The sequence below is a fragment of the Bacteroides sp. MSK.20.12 genome (genome assembly GCF_019052435.1).
Lineage (GTDB): Bacteria > Bacteroidota > Bacteroidia > Bacteroidales > Bacteroidaceae > Bacteroides > Bacteroides xylanisolvens.
This window is the reverse complement of record NZ_JAHQVH010000016.1, coordinates 100233-116322: the sequence shown is the minus strand read 5'-3', so window position 1 is coordinate 116322 and position 16090 is coordinate 100233. Positions and strand designations below refer to the sequence as shown.

The 16090-nt window shown below is 43.2% G+C and carries 10 protein-coding genes and 2 tRNA genes; 11 read left to right on the top strand and 1 reads right to left on the bottom strand.

Annotated elements, in window-relative coordinates:
• Nucleotides 1–82 precede the first annotated feature (82 nt).
• On the top strand, nucleotides 83–2497 hold the full coding sequence (locus KTR06_RS10755) for a DUF2339 domain-containing protein (protein WP_120069178.1): 2415 nt from the start codon (nucleotides 83–85) through the stop codon (nucleotides 2495–2497).
• Between the two features lie 94 nt (nucleotides 2498–2591).
• On the opposite strand, the gene trpS is transcribed toward KTR06_RS10755, so the two are convergent.
• Nucleotides 2592–3686 (bottom strand): tryptophan--tRNA ligase, encoded by a 1095-nt coding sequence (gene trpS / locus KTR06_RS10750; RefSeq protein WP_004314379.1) that lies wholly within the window; start codon nucleotides 3684–3686, stop codon nucleotides 2592–2594.
• Between the two features lie 426 nt (nucleotides 3687–4112).
• Here trpS and carB point away from each other — a divergent pair, with 426 nt between their 5' ends.
• The 10 genes from carB to KTR06_RS10700 all read left to right on the top strand — a co-directional run bounded on the left by carB (nucleotide 4113) and on the right by KTR06_RS10700 (nucleotide 16063).
• Nucleotides 4113–7334, top strand: a complete 3222-nt coding sequence (gene carB / locus KTR06_RS10745; protein ID WP_004314378.1) for a carbamoyl-phosphate synthase (glutamine-hydrolyzing) large subunit — start codon at nucleotides 4113–4115, stop codon at nucleotides 7332–7334.
• A 243-nt stretch (nucleotides 7335–7577) separates the two neighbouring features.
• Entirely contained in the window at nucleotides 7578–8351 is a 774-nt protein-coding gene (gene yaaA, locus KTR06_RS10740) for a peroxide stress protein YaaA (protein WP_217290341.1), read from the top strand.
• Nucleotides 8352–8354: 3 nt separating this feature from the next.
• A complete protein-coding gene (locus KTR06_RS10735) occupies nucleotides 8355–8909 on the top strand; it encodes a sugar O-acetyltransferase (RefSeq protein ID WP_217290340.1) in 555 nt (184 codons plus the stop codon).
• A 312-nt stretch (nucleotides 8910–9221) separates the two neighbouring features.
• Nucleotides 9222–9296: transfer RNA gene (locus tag KTR06_RS10730), tRNA-Val, on the top strand.
• A 34-nt stretch (nucleotides 9297–9330) separates the two neighbouring features.
• Nucleotides 9331–9405: transfer RNA gene (locus KTR06_RS10725), tRNA-Val, on the top strand.
• A gap of 142 nt (nucleotides 9406–9547) precedes the next feature.
• The gene (gene purB, locus KTR06_RS10720; protein ID WP_008020410.1) at nucleotides 9548–10894 is read left to right on the top strand and encodes an adenylosuccinate lyase; all 1347 of its coding nucleotides are present in this window, start codon (nucleotides 9548–9550) and stop codon (nucleotides 10892–10894) included.
• 74 nt (nucleotides 10895–10968) lie between these two features.
• The gene (locus KTR06_RS10715; RefSeq protein ID WP_008641865.1) at nucleotides 10969–12456 is read left to right on the top strand and encodes a pseudouridine synthase; all 1488 of its coding nucleotides are present in this window, start codon (nucleotides 10969–10971) and stop codon (nucleotides 12454–12456) included.
• A 105-nt stretch (nucleotides 12457–12561) separates the two neighbouring features.
• On the top strand, nucleotides 12562–13965 hold the full coding sequence (asnS, locus tag KTR06_RS10710; protein WP_009038972.1) for an asparagine--tRNA ligase: 1404 nt from the start codon (nucleotides 12562–12564) through the stop codon (nucleotides 13963–13965).
• 139 nt (nucleotides 13966–14104) lie between these two features.
• The gene (locus KTR06_RS10705; RefSeq protein ID WP_049701811.1) at nucleotides 14105–14596 is read left to right on the top strand and encodes a DUF4488 domain-containing protein; all 492 of its coding nucleotides are present in this window, start codon (nucleotides 14105–14107) and stop codon (nucleotides 14594–14596) included.
• 258 nt (nucleotides 14597–14854) lie between these two features.
• Nucleotides 14855–16063, top strand: a complete 1209-nt coding sequence (locus tag KTR06_RS10700; protein WP_120069194.1) for a glycoside hydrolase family 88 protein — start codon at nucleotides 14855–14857, stop codon at nucleotides 16061–16063.
• Nucleotides 16064–16090 lie beyond the last annotated feature (27 nt).

Genomic DNA, 16090 nt, shown 5'->3' with positions numbered 1-16090 from the left:
GTCTTGACTTTCTTATTTACCGGGCGTAAAAAATCTGTTTTTTTATATACCTTTGTGATATAGAACTCAAATCTGGAATATTATGGACGACTTTAATACTGTATATGCACTACTCGTTTTGGTTATGTTATTTATTTTATTGAGTAGGTTGGACAATCGCTTCGGAAAGATAGAGAAAGAGTTGAATGAGATCAAGAAACGGATGGAAGATTATCTCAAGGTTCAGCAAAATTCTGTTGCTGAAGCCTCCAAGCCGAAAGAGGAAATATCAGAAAAAGAAACAAAAGATATTCCTGTGATGCCTCAAGCGGCAGAGCATGTTAAGGCAGTAAAGACCGGACAACGAGAAGAGGCTGTTCAGGAAAAACACGAACCGGTTGTTGAAGCAGTTGTCCGTGAGACATTGGAAAAGACGCCTGAAAAGACGCTTGAAACAAGAATGGAGGAAGTTTGCGTAGAGGCTGTTCGGAAGGAATCCGCTGAATCTTCGACTGTGCCAGTTGTACCGGTTACTCCGGTTGTTCCGGTTGCCCCGACTGTTCCGAAACAAAAGAAGCAGGTGAACTATGAAAAATTCATCGGTGAGAACCTTTTCGGGAAGATTGGTATCCTTATATTTGTAATCGGTGTAGGCTTCTTTGTAAAGTATGCCATTGATAAAAACTGGATTAATGAAACCTTCCGTACCGTGCTTGGTTTCTTGACGGGAACTGTATTGCTGGCTGTTGCCGAACGGTTGCAAAAGAAATACCGAACCTTCAGTTCGCTGCTTGCGGGTGGTGCTTTCGCTGTGTTCTATCTTACAGTTGCCATTGCTTTCCATTATTATCATATTTTCTCGCAGACTATGGCCTTTATCATTCTGATTGGTGTCACAGTGTTTATGTCTATTCTGTCTGTGGTATATAATCGGCGTGAGTTGGCTATCATTTCTCTTGTAGGAGGATTCCTTGCGCCATTCATAGTGAGTAGCGGGGAAGGAAGTTATTTGGTACTGTTCACTTACGTGAGCATATTAAACCTGGGTATGTTCGGACTTTCCATTTATAAAAAGTGGAGTGAACTTCCAATGATTTCATTTGTTTTTACTTGCCTGATAATGGGAATCTTTCTTTTGTTTAACTATACCTCTAGTTCTATGGTTATTTCGAACCATCTGTTTTGGTTTGCTACTCTGTTCTATTTTATCTTTCTACTTCCGGTGTTCTCTATCCTTCGTGGAGAGAATATGCGGACGATGAGCCGGGGATTAGTATTCGTCATTATAACGAATAATTTTATCTATTTGCTTTCAGGAGCCTTATTCTTGCAGAATATGGGATTGTCTTTCAAAGCAAGCGGCTTGTTGAGCCTGTTTATCGCTCTTGTTAATTTAGGACTGGTTCTTTGGTTGTGGAAGAATAGGAAGGAATATAAATTCCTCGTGCATACCACGTTGGGGCTTGTGCTGACATTTGTCTCCATTACAGTTCCGATTCAACTGGACGGAAACTATATAACCTTGCTTTGGGCATCGGAAATGGTATTGCTGTTGTGGCTCTATGTTAAGTCGAAAATTAGAGTATATGAGTATGCGGCTAAAGTTCTGGTAGGACTCACTTTCGTTTCTTACTTGATGGATGTGTATAGTGTGATGTTTGAACATCATTCCTTAGATACAATTTTTCTGAATAGTTCATTTGCCACCTCTTTGTTTGTGGGATTAGCGACAGGAGCATTTGCTTTATTAATGGAATATTATCATTCCTTCTTCTCTACGGCACGCCGGTTGAAATACAGCTTCTGGAATCCTTTTATGCTTATCGTCTCCGTAATCATACTTTATTATACATTTATGATGGAATTCAATTTGTATTTTGAAGGGGCGACGAGAAGCGGAGCTATGTTCTTGTTTACAGCCATATCCATTTCGAGTGTTTGCTATGCTTTCAGAAAACGATTCCCGATAACGAAACATCTCACTTCTTATATCTTGACTATCGGGGCAAACGTACTTGTATATATTATAAATATATGGGGCGACCAGAGAATATGGACTTCCCCTCCTGTTGTACTACCATGGCTGACAGCTGTGTTCGTAATAGCGAATTTGTATTATGTAGCACGTATGTACTATACATCAATCGGCATAAAATCCCGTTTCACCGTATATCTGAATATTCTTGCCACGCTCCTTTGGCTGACAATGGTACGCTCTTTCCTTTGGCAAGTAGGAGTGGACGATTTCAGTGCCGGGCTGTCACTCTCATTAAGCATTGCCGGGTTCGTCCAAATGGGGTTGGGCATGCGCCTGCATCAGAAACTACTCCGTATGGTGAGCCTTGCGACTTTCGGATTAGTCCTGCTCAAACTCGTCTTTGATGATTTATGGGCTATGCCGACCATTGGCAAGATTATTGTATTTATCATTCTGGGATTGATATTGCTGATACTTTCATTCCTTTATCAGAAATTAAAGGATGTGTTGTTCAAGAATGACGAGGAAGAAACAAACTGAATCTTTGAAAAATATCCGATAAGAAAGGCTGCCTGTTCTACAAAAGAAGGGCAGCCTTTACCTTATAATTATGTTTATTCCCAGACGAAATCTTTTACTCTTGCGAGAAACGTTTCACCTGCTCTTCGATTAATTCCTTATCATCAAAATAATTAATCTTCATCGCCTTCTTCACGTCAGCCAAAGTCTCGGCAGCCGCAGCCCTTGCCACTTCGCAGCCTTGCTGAAGCATCTCGTAGATAGCAGGGATATCCTTGCTGAACTCCTTGCGACGATTGCGAATCGGTTCCAAAGTCTCCTGCATGATGGAATTTAGGAAACGTTTTACTTTCACGTCACCCAATCCGCCGCGTTGATAATGCGCTTTCAGTTCTGCCAGATTCGGATAATCCGGTAAATAACGTTCGAAATGTTCGGGGAGGCAGAAAGCATCTAGGTAAGTAAATACCGTATTACCTTCAATTTTTCCCGGATCTTGTACGCGGAGATGCCCCGGGTCGGTATACATACTCATGATTTTCTTTTGGATTTCTTCCGGTTCTTCCGAAAGGTAGATGCAGTTTCCGAGCGATTTACTCATTTTAGCTTTACCGTCAGTTCCCGGAAGACGCAGACAAGCTGCATTGTCCGGCAACAGGATTTCCGGTTCTACCAATGTCTCACCATATATATAGTTGAAACGGCGAACGATTTCGCGAGCCTGTTCGAGCATCGGTTCCTGGTCTTCACCCACAGGGACAGTCGTTGCGCGGAATGCTGTAATGTCTGCTGCCTGGCTGATGGGATAAGTGAAGAAACCTACGGGAATACTTGCTTCAAAGTTACGCATCTGGATTTCCGATTTCACGGTCGGGTTACGTTGCAGGCGGGATACGCTGACAAGATCCATATAATAGAAACTAAGTTCGCATAGTTCCGGTATTTGCGACTGGATGAAAATCGTAGCTTTAGTCGGATCAATACCACAAGCCAGATAATCAAGAGCAACTTCGATTACATTCTGACGCACCTTTTCCGGATTGTCTATATTGTCTGTCAATGCCTGTGAATCGGCAATGAAGATAAACATCTTACTATAATCACCTGCGTTTTGCAGGTCAACTCTGCGTTTCAACGAACCTACATAGTGACCGATATGAAGTCTTCCGGTAGGACGGTCGCCCGTCAATATGATTTTTTCTTTTCCCATATTTATTACCTTATTATATAATGGCGACAAAGATAAGGATAAAAACTGAAAGAAACATCAAAATGCAGTTACTTCATGATTTGTGCCTGCTTAAGATAAGAATGTAATCATTAAAAGCCAATGGAAAAACGACTGTTTCATTAACGCGGTAAATTATTTCAGTAAAAAAGTGAACATATCTTTTTGTCATGTGCAAAATATGTCGTTACTTTGCACAAATTTTGAAGTCAACAATGAATCAACAGGAAATTAGAAGCAAGTATTATTTACATTCGGATGTTTTGCACCCGGAAACGGCAGGCTTCTTCTTTTATTTCCAAAAACGATATTTTAGTTCTTTGGTAATGCGTTAATCCTTTTTTGAGGGTAACGCATTTTTTTTATGAACGAACTTAGAAATAACAACTTATTATAACAACAAAAGAAATGGAAAAGGAAATCAAGAAAGTTCTCGTTTTGGGTTCTGGAGCACTCAAAATCGGACAAGCCGGAGAGTTCGACTACTCAGGCTCACAAGCACTGAAAGCGTTGAAAGAAGAAGGTATCAGCTCAGTATTGGTAAACCCGAACATCGCAACCATTCAGACTTCTGAAGGTATTGCCGATAAAGTGTATTTCCTTCCCGTGAATACTTATTTCGTAGAAGAAATTATCAAAAAAGAACGTCCCGATGGTATCCTTTTGGCATTCGGCGGACAGACTGCATTGAACTGTGGTGCTGAACTTTACACACAAGGTGTTCTTGATAAGTATGGAGTAAAGGTACTTGGAACTTCGGTAGAAGCTATCATGTATACAGAAGACCGTGACCTGTTTGTGAAGAAGCTGGACGAGATAGAAATGAAAACTCCGGTCAGCCAGGCAGTAGAAAACATGGAAGATGCCATTGCTGCTGCACGCAGAATTGGTTATCCTGTCATGGTGCGTTCTGCTTATGCACTGGGTGGTCTTGGTAGCGGTATCTGTGCCAATGAAGAAGAATTCCTGAAATTGGCAGAGAGCTCATTTGCTTTCTCCAAACAAATTCTGGTAGAAGAGTCTTTGAAAGGCTGGAAAGAAATCGAATTTGAAGTGATCCGTGACGCTAACGACCATTGCTTCACAGTAGCCAGCATGGAAAACTTCGATCCGCTGGGTATTCATACCGGCGAATCAATTGTAGTAGCTCCCACCTGCTCGCTGGATGATAAAGAACTGGCTTTGTTGAAAGAACTTTCTACCAAATGTATCCGTCACCTCGGTATTGTGGGTGAATGTAACATTCAGTATGCTTTCAACTCTGAAACGGATGACTACCGTGTGATTGAAGTAAATGCCCGTTTGAGCCGTTCTTCTGCATTGGCTTCTAAGGCTACCGGTTATCCGTTGGCATTCGTAGCTGCTAAAGTGGCACTTGGTTACACACTTGACCAGATTGGTGAGATGGGAACTCCGAACTCTGCATACGTAGCTCCGCAACTTGACTACTATATCTGTAAAATCCCTCGTTGGGACTTGACGAAGTTTGCCGGTGTATCCCGTGAAATCGGTTCAAGCATGAAATCAGTAGGTGAAATCATGTCTATCGGTCGCTCTTTCGAAGAAATCATCCAGAAAGGCCTTCGTATGATCGGTCAGGGAATGCACGGTTTCGTAGGTAATGACGAACTGCACTTTGATGATCTTGATAAAGAACTTTCTCGCCCGACTGACTTGCGTGTTTTCGCTATCGCGCAAGCAATGGAAGAAGGGTATACCATCGAACGTATCCACGACCTGACAAAGATCGACCCATGGTTCCTTGGCAAACTGAAAAATATCGTAGACTACAAAGCGAAACTGTCTACCTATAATAAGGTGGAAGATATACCTGCCGATGTAATGCGTGAAGCTAAAGTGTTAGGTTTCTCTGACTTCCAGATTGCCCGTTTCGTACTGAATCCAACCGGAAACATGGAGAAAGAAAATCTGGCAGTGCGTGCTCATCGTAAATCTATGGGTATCCTCCCGGCTGTAAAACGTATTAATACAGTTGCTTCCGAACATCCGGAACTGACTAACTATCTGTATATGACTTATGCAGTGGAAGGCTACGATGTAAACTATTATAAGAATGAAAAATCAGTAGTTGTACTGGGGTCGGGTGCTTACCGTATCGGTAGCTCTGTAGAATTTGACTGGTGCTCGGTGAATGCAGTTCAGACTGCCCGCAAACTGGGTTACAAGTCTATCATGATTAACTACAACCCTGAAACGGTTTCTACTGACTATGATATGTGCGACCGTCTCTACTTCGACGAACTTTCGTTCGAACGTGTACTTGATGTAATCGACCTCGAACAACCTCGTGGTGTGATCGTCTCGGTAGGCGGACAAATCCCGAACAACCTGGCTATGAAACTTTACCGTCAGTCGGTTCCTGTATTGGGTACTTCTCCGATTTCTATCGACCGTGCTGAAAACCGTAACAAGTTCTCTGCTATGCTCGACCAACTGGGTATCGACCAACCGGCTTGGATGGAACTGACCAGTCTTGAAGAAGTGAAGGGATTTGTAGAAAAAGTAGGCTACCCGGTATTGGTTCGTCCTTCTTACGTCCTTTCAGGAGCAGCAATGAATGTTTGCTATGACGATGAAGAATTGGAGAACTTCCTGAAGATGGCTGCCGAAGTTTCTAAAGAATATCCGGTTGTTGTTTCCCAGTTCCTTGAAAATACGAAAGAGATTGAATTTGATGCCGTTGCACAGAATGGTGAAGTGGTAGAATACGCAATCTCCGAACACGTAGAGTTTGCGGGCGTTCACTCCGGTGATGCTACGTTGGTATTCCCGGCACAGAAGATTTACTTTGCAACAGCTCGTCGCATCAAGAAGATCAGCCGTCAGATTGCTAAAGAACTCAATATCTCCGGTCCGTTCAATATCCAGTTCCTGGCTCGTAACAACGAAGTGAAAGTAATCGAATGTAACTTGCGTGCTTCTCGTAGCTTCCCGTTTGTTTCTAAAGTTCTGAAACGTAACTTTATCGAAACTGCTACCCGCATCATGCTGGATGCTCCATACTCACGCCCGGATAAGTCGGCATTCGATATCGACTGGATTGGTGTAAAAGCTTCTCAATTCTCTTTCTCTCGTCTGCACAAGGCTGACCCGGTATTGGGCGTAGACATGTCTTCTACAGGTGAAGTGGGATGTATCGGTGACGATTTCTCTGAAGCATTGCTGAATTCAATGATTGCTACCGGATTCAAAATTCCTGAAAAAGCAGTGATGTTCTCTTCCGGTGCAATGAAGTCGAAAGTAGATTTGCTGGATGCCAGCCGTATGCTGTTCGCTAAGGGCTATCAGATTTACGCAACTGCCGGAACAGCAGCTTTCTTGAACGCTCACGGTGTAGAAACTACTCCGGTTTACTGGCCGGATGAAAAGCCGGGTGCAGAGAACAACGTCATGAAGATGATTGCTGACCATAAGTTTGATTTGATCGTTAATATTCCGAAGAATCACAGCAAGCGTGAGTTGACGAACGGTTATCGTATCCGTCGCGGTGCAATCGATCATAACATTCCGTTGATTACCAATGCTCGTTTGGCAAGCGCCTTTATTGAAGCATTCTGCGAATTGAAACTGAATGATATTCAGATTAAGAGCTGGCAGGAATATAAATAAAAACAGCTTTAGCTGTCTATTAGATAAGGAGAACTCTCTCTTTGGCTTGTCCAAAGAGGGAGTTTCTTTTTATTAGTAAATATAGCACATCAGAGTGTGTTCTATATAGGGAGTGTTTTTGTTATTAATAAATGATTAAAGTTAATTATTGGTTGAAACTAAGTAGAATCTGTCTATCCATCAGCAAGAGAAGCGATTTATTTTTTATTTTTGTTTCTTGAAAAGATAAAATCAGATAAAACAATGTTAGTACTTCTATCTTGTGCCAAGACTATGAGTGAGACTTCAAAGGTGAAAGTACCTTTGAAGACAGTTCCACGATTTCAAAAAGAAGCTTCCGGGATTGCTTTGCAGATGTCACAGTTTTCGGTGGATGAACTGGAACGCCTGTTGCGTATAAATGCTAGGATGGCGGTGGAGAATTATAAGCGTTATCAGGCTTTTCATGCAGAAGGCACATCGGAACTGCCCGCTTTGCTGGCTTATACCGGAATTGTATTCAAGCGACTGAATGCAAAGGATTTCTCGAAAGAAGAATTCGAATATGCGCAGGAACATCTGCGGTTGACTTCTTTCTGTTATGGGTTGTTGAGGCCTTTAGATGTCATTCGTTCCTACCGCTTGGAAGGAGATGTAGTGTTGCCGGAACCGGGTAATCAGACCATGTTCTCTTATTGGAAATCCCGTCTGACGGATGTCTTCATCGAAGATATAAAGAAAGTGGGAGGCATACTCTGCAATCTGGCTAGCGACGAGATGAAAAGTTTGTTCGATTGGAAACGTGTGGAGAGAGAAGTGCGTGTCGTTACTCCCGAATTTCAGGTGTGGAAGAACGGGAAATTAGCTTCGATAGTGATCTATATCAAGATGTCCCGTGGTGAAATGACGCGGTTCATTCTGAAGAACAGAATCGAAAATCCGGAGGATTTGAAAAGCTTCTCCTGGGAAGGATTCGAATTTAACGAATCTCTTTCGGATGAAAAGAAGTTTGTATTTACTAACGGTAAAGAAATATAAAGTATGACGGAAGTAGAAAAGATGCGTAGTAGCCAGTTGGCTGATATGGCTGCGCCGGAATTGCAGGTGCGTTTTGAACATGCCAAGAAGCTGCTGGCGCGTATGCGGGGAATGAGTACTTATGATGAGGGGTATCGGGAATTATTGGAAGAACTGGTACCGGAGATTCCTGAAACTTCAATAATCTGCCCGCCTTTCCATTGCGATCATGGAGACGGAATCAAATTGGGTGAACATGTATTTGTGAATGCCAATTGCACTTTCCTGGATGGAGGATATATCACGATAGGCGCCCATACGCTGGTTGGACCTTGTGTGCAGATTTATACGCCGCATCATCCGATGGATTATCTGGAAAGAAGAGGCTCTAAGGAATATGCTTATCCGGTGACGATTGGCGAAGACTGCTGGATTGGTGGCGGTGCTATTATCTGTCCCGGCGTGACGATTGGCAATCGCTGTGTGATAGGGGTGGGGAGCGTTGTGACGAAAGATATTCCCGACGACAGTGTGGCAGTCGGGAATCCGGCACGTGTTGTTCGCAAACAGGTTGTTTAACGTTTGACCGGAAAAGTTATTTCCCGGATTTAAGCGTTCCTGCGTTACTATCTTTATTGGGAATTCGTTTTCCTGCAGATTCTATTTTAATTATTAATGATAGAAAAAGAGGCGCGACTATCTTTATTTTGTTCTGTTTATTAGATGAACCGGAAGAAGTGAAAGTGGCAAGAAAAAAGTTTTTATTATTATTTGCTGATAATCAGAGTGTTTCTTTATTTGATGAAAACTTTCTTGAAAAATAATACATGAAATGTTTGCAGAATTCAAAAAATGCCGTACCTTTGCATCGCTTTTGAAACGGAAGTGTACGGGCGTTTAGCTCAGCTGGTTCAGAGCATCTGCCTTACAAGCAGAGGGTCGGCGGTTCGAATCCGTCAACGCCCACACTAAAAACGAAACACTTCCGGCTCATTAACAAGGGCGTTTAGCTCAGCTGGTTCAGAGCATCTGCCTTACAAGCAGAGGGTCGGCGGTTCGAATCCGTCAACGCCCACACCAAAAAGGAAGTCTTACGAAGAAATTCGTGAGACTTTTTTTATTTCTTACCTCTTTTATACAAACTTTCTTTCTCCTTTTATCTTATAACTCAGGAAAAAGAGTTAATTTTGCAGTCTGATAATTATCTAAGAAAACGTATGGAACTTGATGTATTAACGGCCATATCTCCGATTGATGGTCGATATAGAGGCAAAACTAAAGCTTTGGCAGCTTATTTCTCTGAATTTGCACTGATTAAATACCGTGTACAGGTAGAGGTGGAGTATTTTATCACCTTGTGCGAACTTCCTTTGCCGCAATTGAAAGGAATCGATAGTAGCGTGTTTGAAACTTTACGGAATATCTACCGTAACTTCTCCGAAGCAGACGCACAACGCATTAAAGATATCGAAAGTGTAACTAACCACGATGTGAAAGCCGTAGAATATTTCCTGAAAGAAGAGTTTGACAAGATGGGTGGAATGGATGACTATAAAGAGTTTATCCACTTCGGACTGACTTCTCAGGATATTAACAATACGTCTGTTCCTCTTTCTATCAAAGAGGCATTGGATCAGGTTTATTACCCGTTGATTGAAGAGCTGATTGCACAGTTGAAAACCTATGCGACAGAATGGGCTAACATTCCGATGCTTGCCAAAACTCACGGTCAGCCGGCTTCTCCTACCCGTCTGGGTAAAGAAGTGATGGTATTTGTTTACCGTCTCGAACGTCAGTTGGCTATGTTGAAAGCATGTCCGCTTACCGCTAAGTTTGGCGGTGCTACCGGAAACTACAATGCGCATCACGTGGCTTATCCTCAATATGACTGGAAACAATTCGGCAATCGGTTTGTTGCAGAAAAACTGGGACTGGAACGCGAAGAATATACAACGCAGATTTCGAACTATGATAACCTCTCTGCTGTTTTTGATGCTATGAAGCGTATCAATACCATCATGGTGGATATGAATCGTGACTTCTGGCAGTACATCTCTATGGAGTACTTCAAGCAGAAGATCAAAGCCGGAGAAGTGGGCTCGAGCGCTATGCCGCATAAAGTGAATCCGATTGACTTTGAAAATGCGGAAGGTAACTTGGGCATAGCAACGTCTATTCTGGAACATTTGGCTGTGAAGCTTCCTGTTTCCCGTTTGCAGCGTGACTTGACAGACTCAACGGTGTTGCGTAATGTCGGTGTACCTTTCGGGCACATCGTGATTGCCATCCAGAGTTCTTTGAAAGGATTGCGCAAACTGTTATTGAACGAACCGGCTATTTATCGTGATTTGGATAATTGTTGGAGTGTAGTGGCAGAAGCTATTCAGACCATCCTGCGCCGTGAGGCTTATCCGCATCCGTATGAAGCTTTGAAAGCGTTAACCCGCACCAACCAAGCTATTACAGAAAGTTCTATTAAAGAGTTTATCGAAGAATTGAATGTAAGCGAAGATATTAAAAAAGAGTTAAGAGCAATCACTCCCCATACATATACGGGGCTTTAATTGTTTACTTATATAATAAACGTGTTTTTTAAATAGGCCGTGAGGCCAAAGTCTAATTTTATTCGAATAAAAAAATGAGCACAGAAAACGAAGAATGGCGCGAAAATTCTTTCAATGAAGAGAATACAGGTGCCGGCCGTGATGGTAACAGGTCTTACAACAGAGAAGGTGGAGAACGTCCGTATCGCCCTTCTTACAACCGTGAAGGCGGGGATCGTCCGTATCGCCCGCGATTTAATGCCAACAATGAAGGAGGCGAACGCCCGCAGCGTTCGTACGGTGACCGCTCTTATGGCGACCGTCCCCAACGTCCTTCTTACAATCGTGAAGGTGGAGATCGTCCGTATCGTCCTCGCTTCAATAACAATAATGAAGGAGGTGAACGCCCGCAACGTCCTTACAACCGCGAAGGTGGTTCTTATGACCGTCCTCAACGTCCTTCTTACAACCGTGAAGGTGGTGACCGTCCTTACCGTCCCCGCTTCAATAGCGGCGAAGGTGGTGAGCGTCCGTCTTATGGCGACCGTCCTCAACGTCCTTCCTACAACCGTGAAGGTGGCGACCGCCCTTACCGTCCCCGCTTTAATAACGGCGAAGGTGGCGACCGTCCTCAACGTCCTTCTTACAACCGTGAAGGTGGTGACCGTCCGTATCGTCCCCGTTTCAATAACGGCGAAGGTGGCGGCTATCGCAGCAACAACGGCGGTGGAGGTTATCGTCCGAGATATAATAACGACCGTCAAGGAGGATATCGTCCTCGTCCGCGTACCGGCGATTATGATCCGAACGCTAAGTATAGCGTAAAGAAACAGATCGAGTACAAGGAACAGTTCGTTGATCCGAATGAACCGATTCGTCTGAATAAGTTTCTGGCTAACGCAGGTGTTTGCTCCCGTCGTGAGGCTGATGAATTTATCACAGCAGGTGTGGTTTCTGTAAACGGTGAAGTGGTAACGGAATTGGGTACGAAGATCAAACGTTCGGATGTGGTTAAGTTCCACGACGAACCGGTAAGCATCGAACGCAAGGTATACGTATTGCTGAATAAACCGAAAGATACCGTTACTACATCGGATGATCCGCAGGAACGCCGTACAGTAATGGATTTGGTGAAAGGCGCTTGCAACGAACGTATTTATCCGGTAGGACGTCTGGACCGTAACACGACTGGTGTACTGTTACTGACGAATGACGGTGATCTGGCTTCCAAGCTGACACACCCGAAATTCCTGAAGAAGAAAATTTATCATGTTCATCTGGACAAGAACCTGACTAAAGCGGATATGGAGCAGATTGCAGCTGGTATCCAGTTGGAAGATGGTGAAATCCATGCAGATGCAATCAGCTATACAGATGATTTCAAGAAAGACCAGGTAGGTATCGAAATTCACTCCGGTAAGAACCGTATCGTTCGCCGTATTTTCGAATCACTGGGTTATAAAGTAGTAAAACTCGACCGTGTATTCTTCGCCGGACTGACCAAAAAAGGTCTGCGTCGCGGAGACTGGCGTTACCTGTCGGAAGCAGAAGTAAACTACCTCCGCATGGGTTCGTTTGAGTAATAAGTCAATAAATAACAACTTGACAGAGGACGGGGAAAGAAAGCAGGAAAGAATTCATCCTGCATTTGAAACCTCGTCTTCTTGTATCTAAAAAGAAAAAGTTAAATGGAAAAGATTGGTAGAACAAAAATTGTTGATCTGTTGAAGCGCACAGATATTGGCGCTATGGTCAATGTGAAAGGATGGGTTCGCACCCGTAGAGGTAGCAAACAAGTAAACTTTATCGCACTGAATGATGGTTCTACAATAAATAATTTGCAGATCGTAGTAGATTTGGCTAATTTCGATGAAGAGATGCTGAAACTGATTACTACCGGCGCTTGTATCAGCGTGAACGGAGAAATGGTAGAATCAGTAGGTTCCGGACAGAAAGTGGAAGTACAGGCTCGTGAAATCGAAGTGCTGGGTACTTGCGATAATACATATCCATTACAGAAGAAAGGCCACTCTATGGAATTCTTGCGCGAGATTGCTCACTTGCGTCCGCGTACCAATACATTCGGTGCAGTGTTCCGCATCCGTCACAACATGGCGATTGCTATTCACAAGTTCTTCCATGAAAAGGGCTTCTTCTATTTCCATACGCCGATCATTACGGCTTCCGATTGTGAAGGTGCCGGACAGATGTTCCAGGTGACTACCATGAACCTGTATGACTTGAAGAAAGACGAGAGAGGTTCTATCTCTTATGAAGATGATTTCTTCGGTAAGCAGGCAAGTCTGACTGTTTCCGGTCAGCTGGAAGGTGAATTGGCAGCTACTGCTTTGGGAGCTATCTACACATTCGGTCCTACGTTCCGTGCCGAAAACTCCAACACTCCCCGCCACTTGGCAGAGTTCTGGATGATTGAGCCGGAAGTGGCTTTCAACGACATTACAGACAACATGGATTTGGCAGAAGAGTTCATCAAATATTGTGTGAAATGGGCGTTGGATAACTGTGCGGATGATGTGAAGTTCCTGAACGATATGTTCGACAAAGGCTTGATTGAACGTCTGCAAGGTGTATTGAAAGATGATTTCGTACGTTTGCCTTATACAGACGGTATCAAGATTCTTGAAGAAGCTGTTGCAAAAGGACATAAGTTCGAATTCCCGGTTTACTGGGGCGTGGACCTGGCTTCCGAACACGAACGTTTCTTAGTGGAAGAACACTTCAAACGTCCGGTGATTCTGATTGACTATCCGAAGGAAATCAAGGCCTTCTATATGAAGCAGAACGAAGACGGTAAGACTGTACGTGCCATGGACGTTCTTTTCCCGAAAATTGGTGAAATTATCGGTGGTTCCGAACGTGAAGCCGACTATAACAAGCTGATGACCCGTATTGAAGAAATGCATATCCCGATGAAGGATATGTGGTGGTATCTGGATACCCGTAAGTTCGGTACTTGTCCTCACTCCGGTTTCGGATTAGGGTTCGAACGTCTGTTATTGTTTGTAACAGGTATGGCGAATATCCGTGACGTGATACCATTCCCGCGTACACCAAGAAATGCTGATTTCTAATATTTCGGTATATTTATGTAAAACTCGCATAATCTTCAGGTTATGCGAGTTTTTTTATGCTCTGAATTGCTGTATTCTCAAAATAAATCTTTATATTTGGAAATACGCATTCGAGAGTGTTAACTAAAATAATACAACAATGAAAAAGCTCTATTTCTTTACCATGCTTTCAATAATGTTGTTAGCGGTAACAGGTGCGACGGCCCAGAAGAAAACCAAATTCAAAGCGGCCGATTTGAAAGGTATTTGGCAGCTCTGCCATTATGTATCCGAGTCTCCCGATGTTCCGGGAGCGTTGAAACCCAGTAATACATTTAAAGTATTGGGTGATGACGGACAAATTGTTAACTTTACCATTATTCCCGGTGCGGATGCGATTATTACTGGATACGGTACTTATAAACAACTCACGGACGATTCTTATAAGGAAAGTATCGAGAAGAACATTCATCTCCCGATGCTGGACAATCAGGACAATATTTTGGAATTTGAGATTAAAGACAATGATTATCTCCATCTAAAATATTTTATCAAGAATGATTTGAATGGAAATGAGTTGAACACCTGGTATTATGAAACCTGGAAGAGGGTGGAGATGCCGGCTAAATTCCCGGAAGATATTGTGAGATAAAAGAGCACGTACTTTTTGGTGGAGGCACGGATTTTGCAAAAGGCTGCATAGTTGTTTGGTTATGCCTGACAACAGCTTATTTGGTAAAATCCGTGCCTGTTTTTCTATAAAAGATAAAAACAAAGCACTTTTGGACAAAATCAAAGTCCGTAGAAATAGAAACGAAAATGAAAAAATAGATTTGCAAAGGGGGCTGTCCGCGACTTGCTTTAACTTTGTTGCCAGTAATAGAATACAGTAACAAAATAAAGTGGAACAATGAAAAACAAACTTTTACTAGCGGTAGGGAGTATGGCGCTCCTGACTGCTTGCGATGCTTCAAAAGGAAATGAGATGGCATGGTTCGATCATGCAGTGAAAACATCGGGACATCAGTTGCTCTATATGGCAGAACAATTGAAGAATGAACCGGATACCGCCTGTTTTCCCCGTTCTATCAAAGAAGGAAAGTACAGACTGGAGCACCCCACAGATTGGACGAGTGGTTTCTATCCCGGTTCCATGTGGCTGGCATACGAGTTGACCGGTGATGAGGCTCTCGCAAAAGAGGCGCGTAAATATACGGACCGTCTGCAGGATATGCAATATTATACAGGTAATCACGATTTGGGTTTTATGATGTTTTGCAGTTATGGGCAGGGCATCCGTTTGAAACCGGAGCCAACGGACAGTTTGATTCTGATTCATTCTTCAGAAAGCTTGTGCTCCCGTTTTCGTCCGGAAGTCGGACTGATTCGTTCGTGGGATTTCGGCGATTGGAGTTATCCGGTGATTATTGATAATATGATGAACCTTGAAATGCTGTTCTGGGCTTCGGAGCAAACCAATAATCCGAAATATCGTGAAATAGCCATCTCTCATGCCGACAAAACGTTGAAGAATCACTTCCGGGAGGACATGACCTCCTACCATGTGGTGAGCTATCTGGCAGATAGCGGTGAGGTAGAGTCGAAAGGAACCTTTCAGGGATATGCCGATTCTTCCGCTTGGGCGCGTGGACAGGCTTGGGGAGTGTATGGTTATACCATGTGTTATCGCTTCACTAAGCAGCAGAACTATCTGGATGCCGCTCATAAAATAGCGCGGTTCATTATCGATCACCGTCCGTCCGAAAATGACTATGTACCTTATTGGGATTATGATGCTCCCAATATTCCGAATGAACCGCGGGATGCTTCTGCAGCTGCCGTAACAGCTTCTGCATTGCTGGAGTTGAGTGGTTATGGCGACAAGAAACAAGGGGAAGAATATTTCCGTTATGCGGAGCATATCCTGAAACAGTTATCCTCTGATGATTATTTGGCCAAGGAAGGAGAAAATCATGGCTTCATCCTGTTACATTCGGTTGGCAGTTTCCCGCACGACAGTGAAATTGATACTCCGCTCAATTATGCCGATTATTATTATCTGGAAGCCTTGAAACGTTATAAAGATCTGAAAGAAAAATCAGAAAATCCGTCTTACTAACTTGAAGAGAAACCGTAAAAAAAATTA

Coding starts and splice junctions, on each gene's coding strand:
- KTR06_RS10755 (WP_120069178.1), top strand. CDS start 83: ATGGACGACTTTAATACTGTATATGCACTACTCGTTTTGGTTATGTTA.
- trpS (WP_004314379.1), bottom strand. CDS start 3,686: ATGGGAAAAGAAAAAATCATATTGACGGGCGACCGTCCTACCGGAAGA.
- carB (WP_004314378.1), top strand. CDS start 4,113: ATGGAAAAGGAAATCAAGAAAGTTCTCGTTTTGGGTTCTGGAGCACTC.
- yaaA (WP_217290341.1), top strand. CDS start 7,578: ATGTTAGTACTTCTATCTTGTGCCAAGACTATGAGTGAGACTTCAAAG.
- KTR06_RS10735 (WP_217290340.1), top strand. CDS start 8,355: ATGACGGAAGTAGAAAAGATGCGTAGTAGCCAGTTGGCTGATATGGCT.
- purB (WP_008020410.1), top strand. CDS start 9,548: ATGGAACTTGATGTATTAACGGCCATATCTCCGATTGATGGTCGATAT.
- KTR06_RS10715 (WP_008641865.1), top strand. CDS start 10,969: ATGAGCACAGAAAACGAAGAATGGCGCGAAAATTCTTTCAATGAAGAG.
- asnS (WP_009038972.1), top strand. CDS start 12,562: ATGGAAAAGATTGGTAGAACAAAAATTGTTGATCTGTTGAAGCGCACA.
- KTR06_RS10705 (WP_049701811.1), top strand. CDS start 14,105: ATGAAAAAGCTCTATTTCTTTACCATGCTTTCAATAATGTTGTTAGCG.
- KTR06_RS10700 (WP_120069194.1), top strand. CDS start 14,855: ATGAAAAACAAACTTTTACTAGCGGTAGGGAGTATGGCGCTCCTGACT.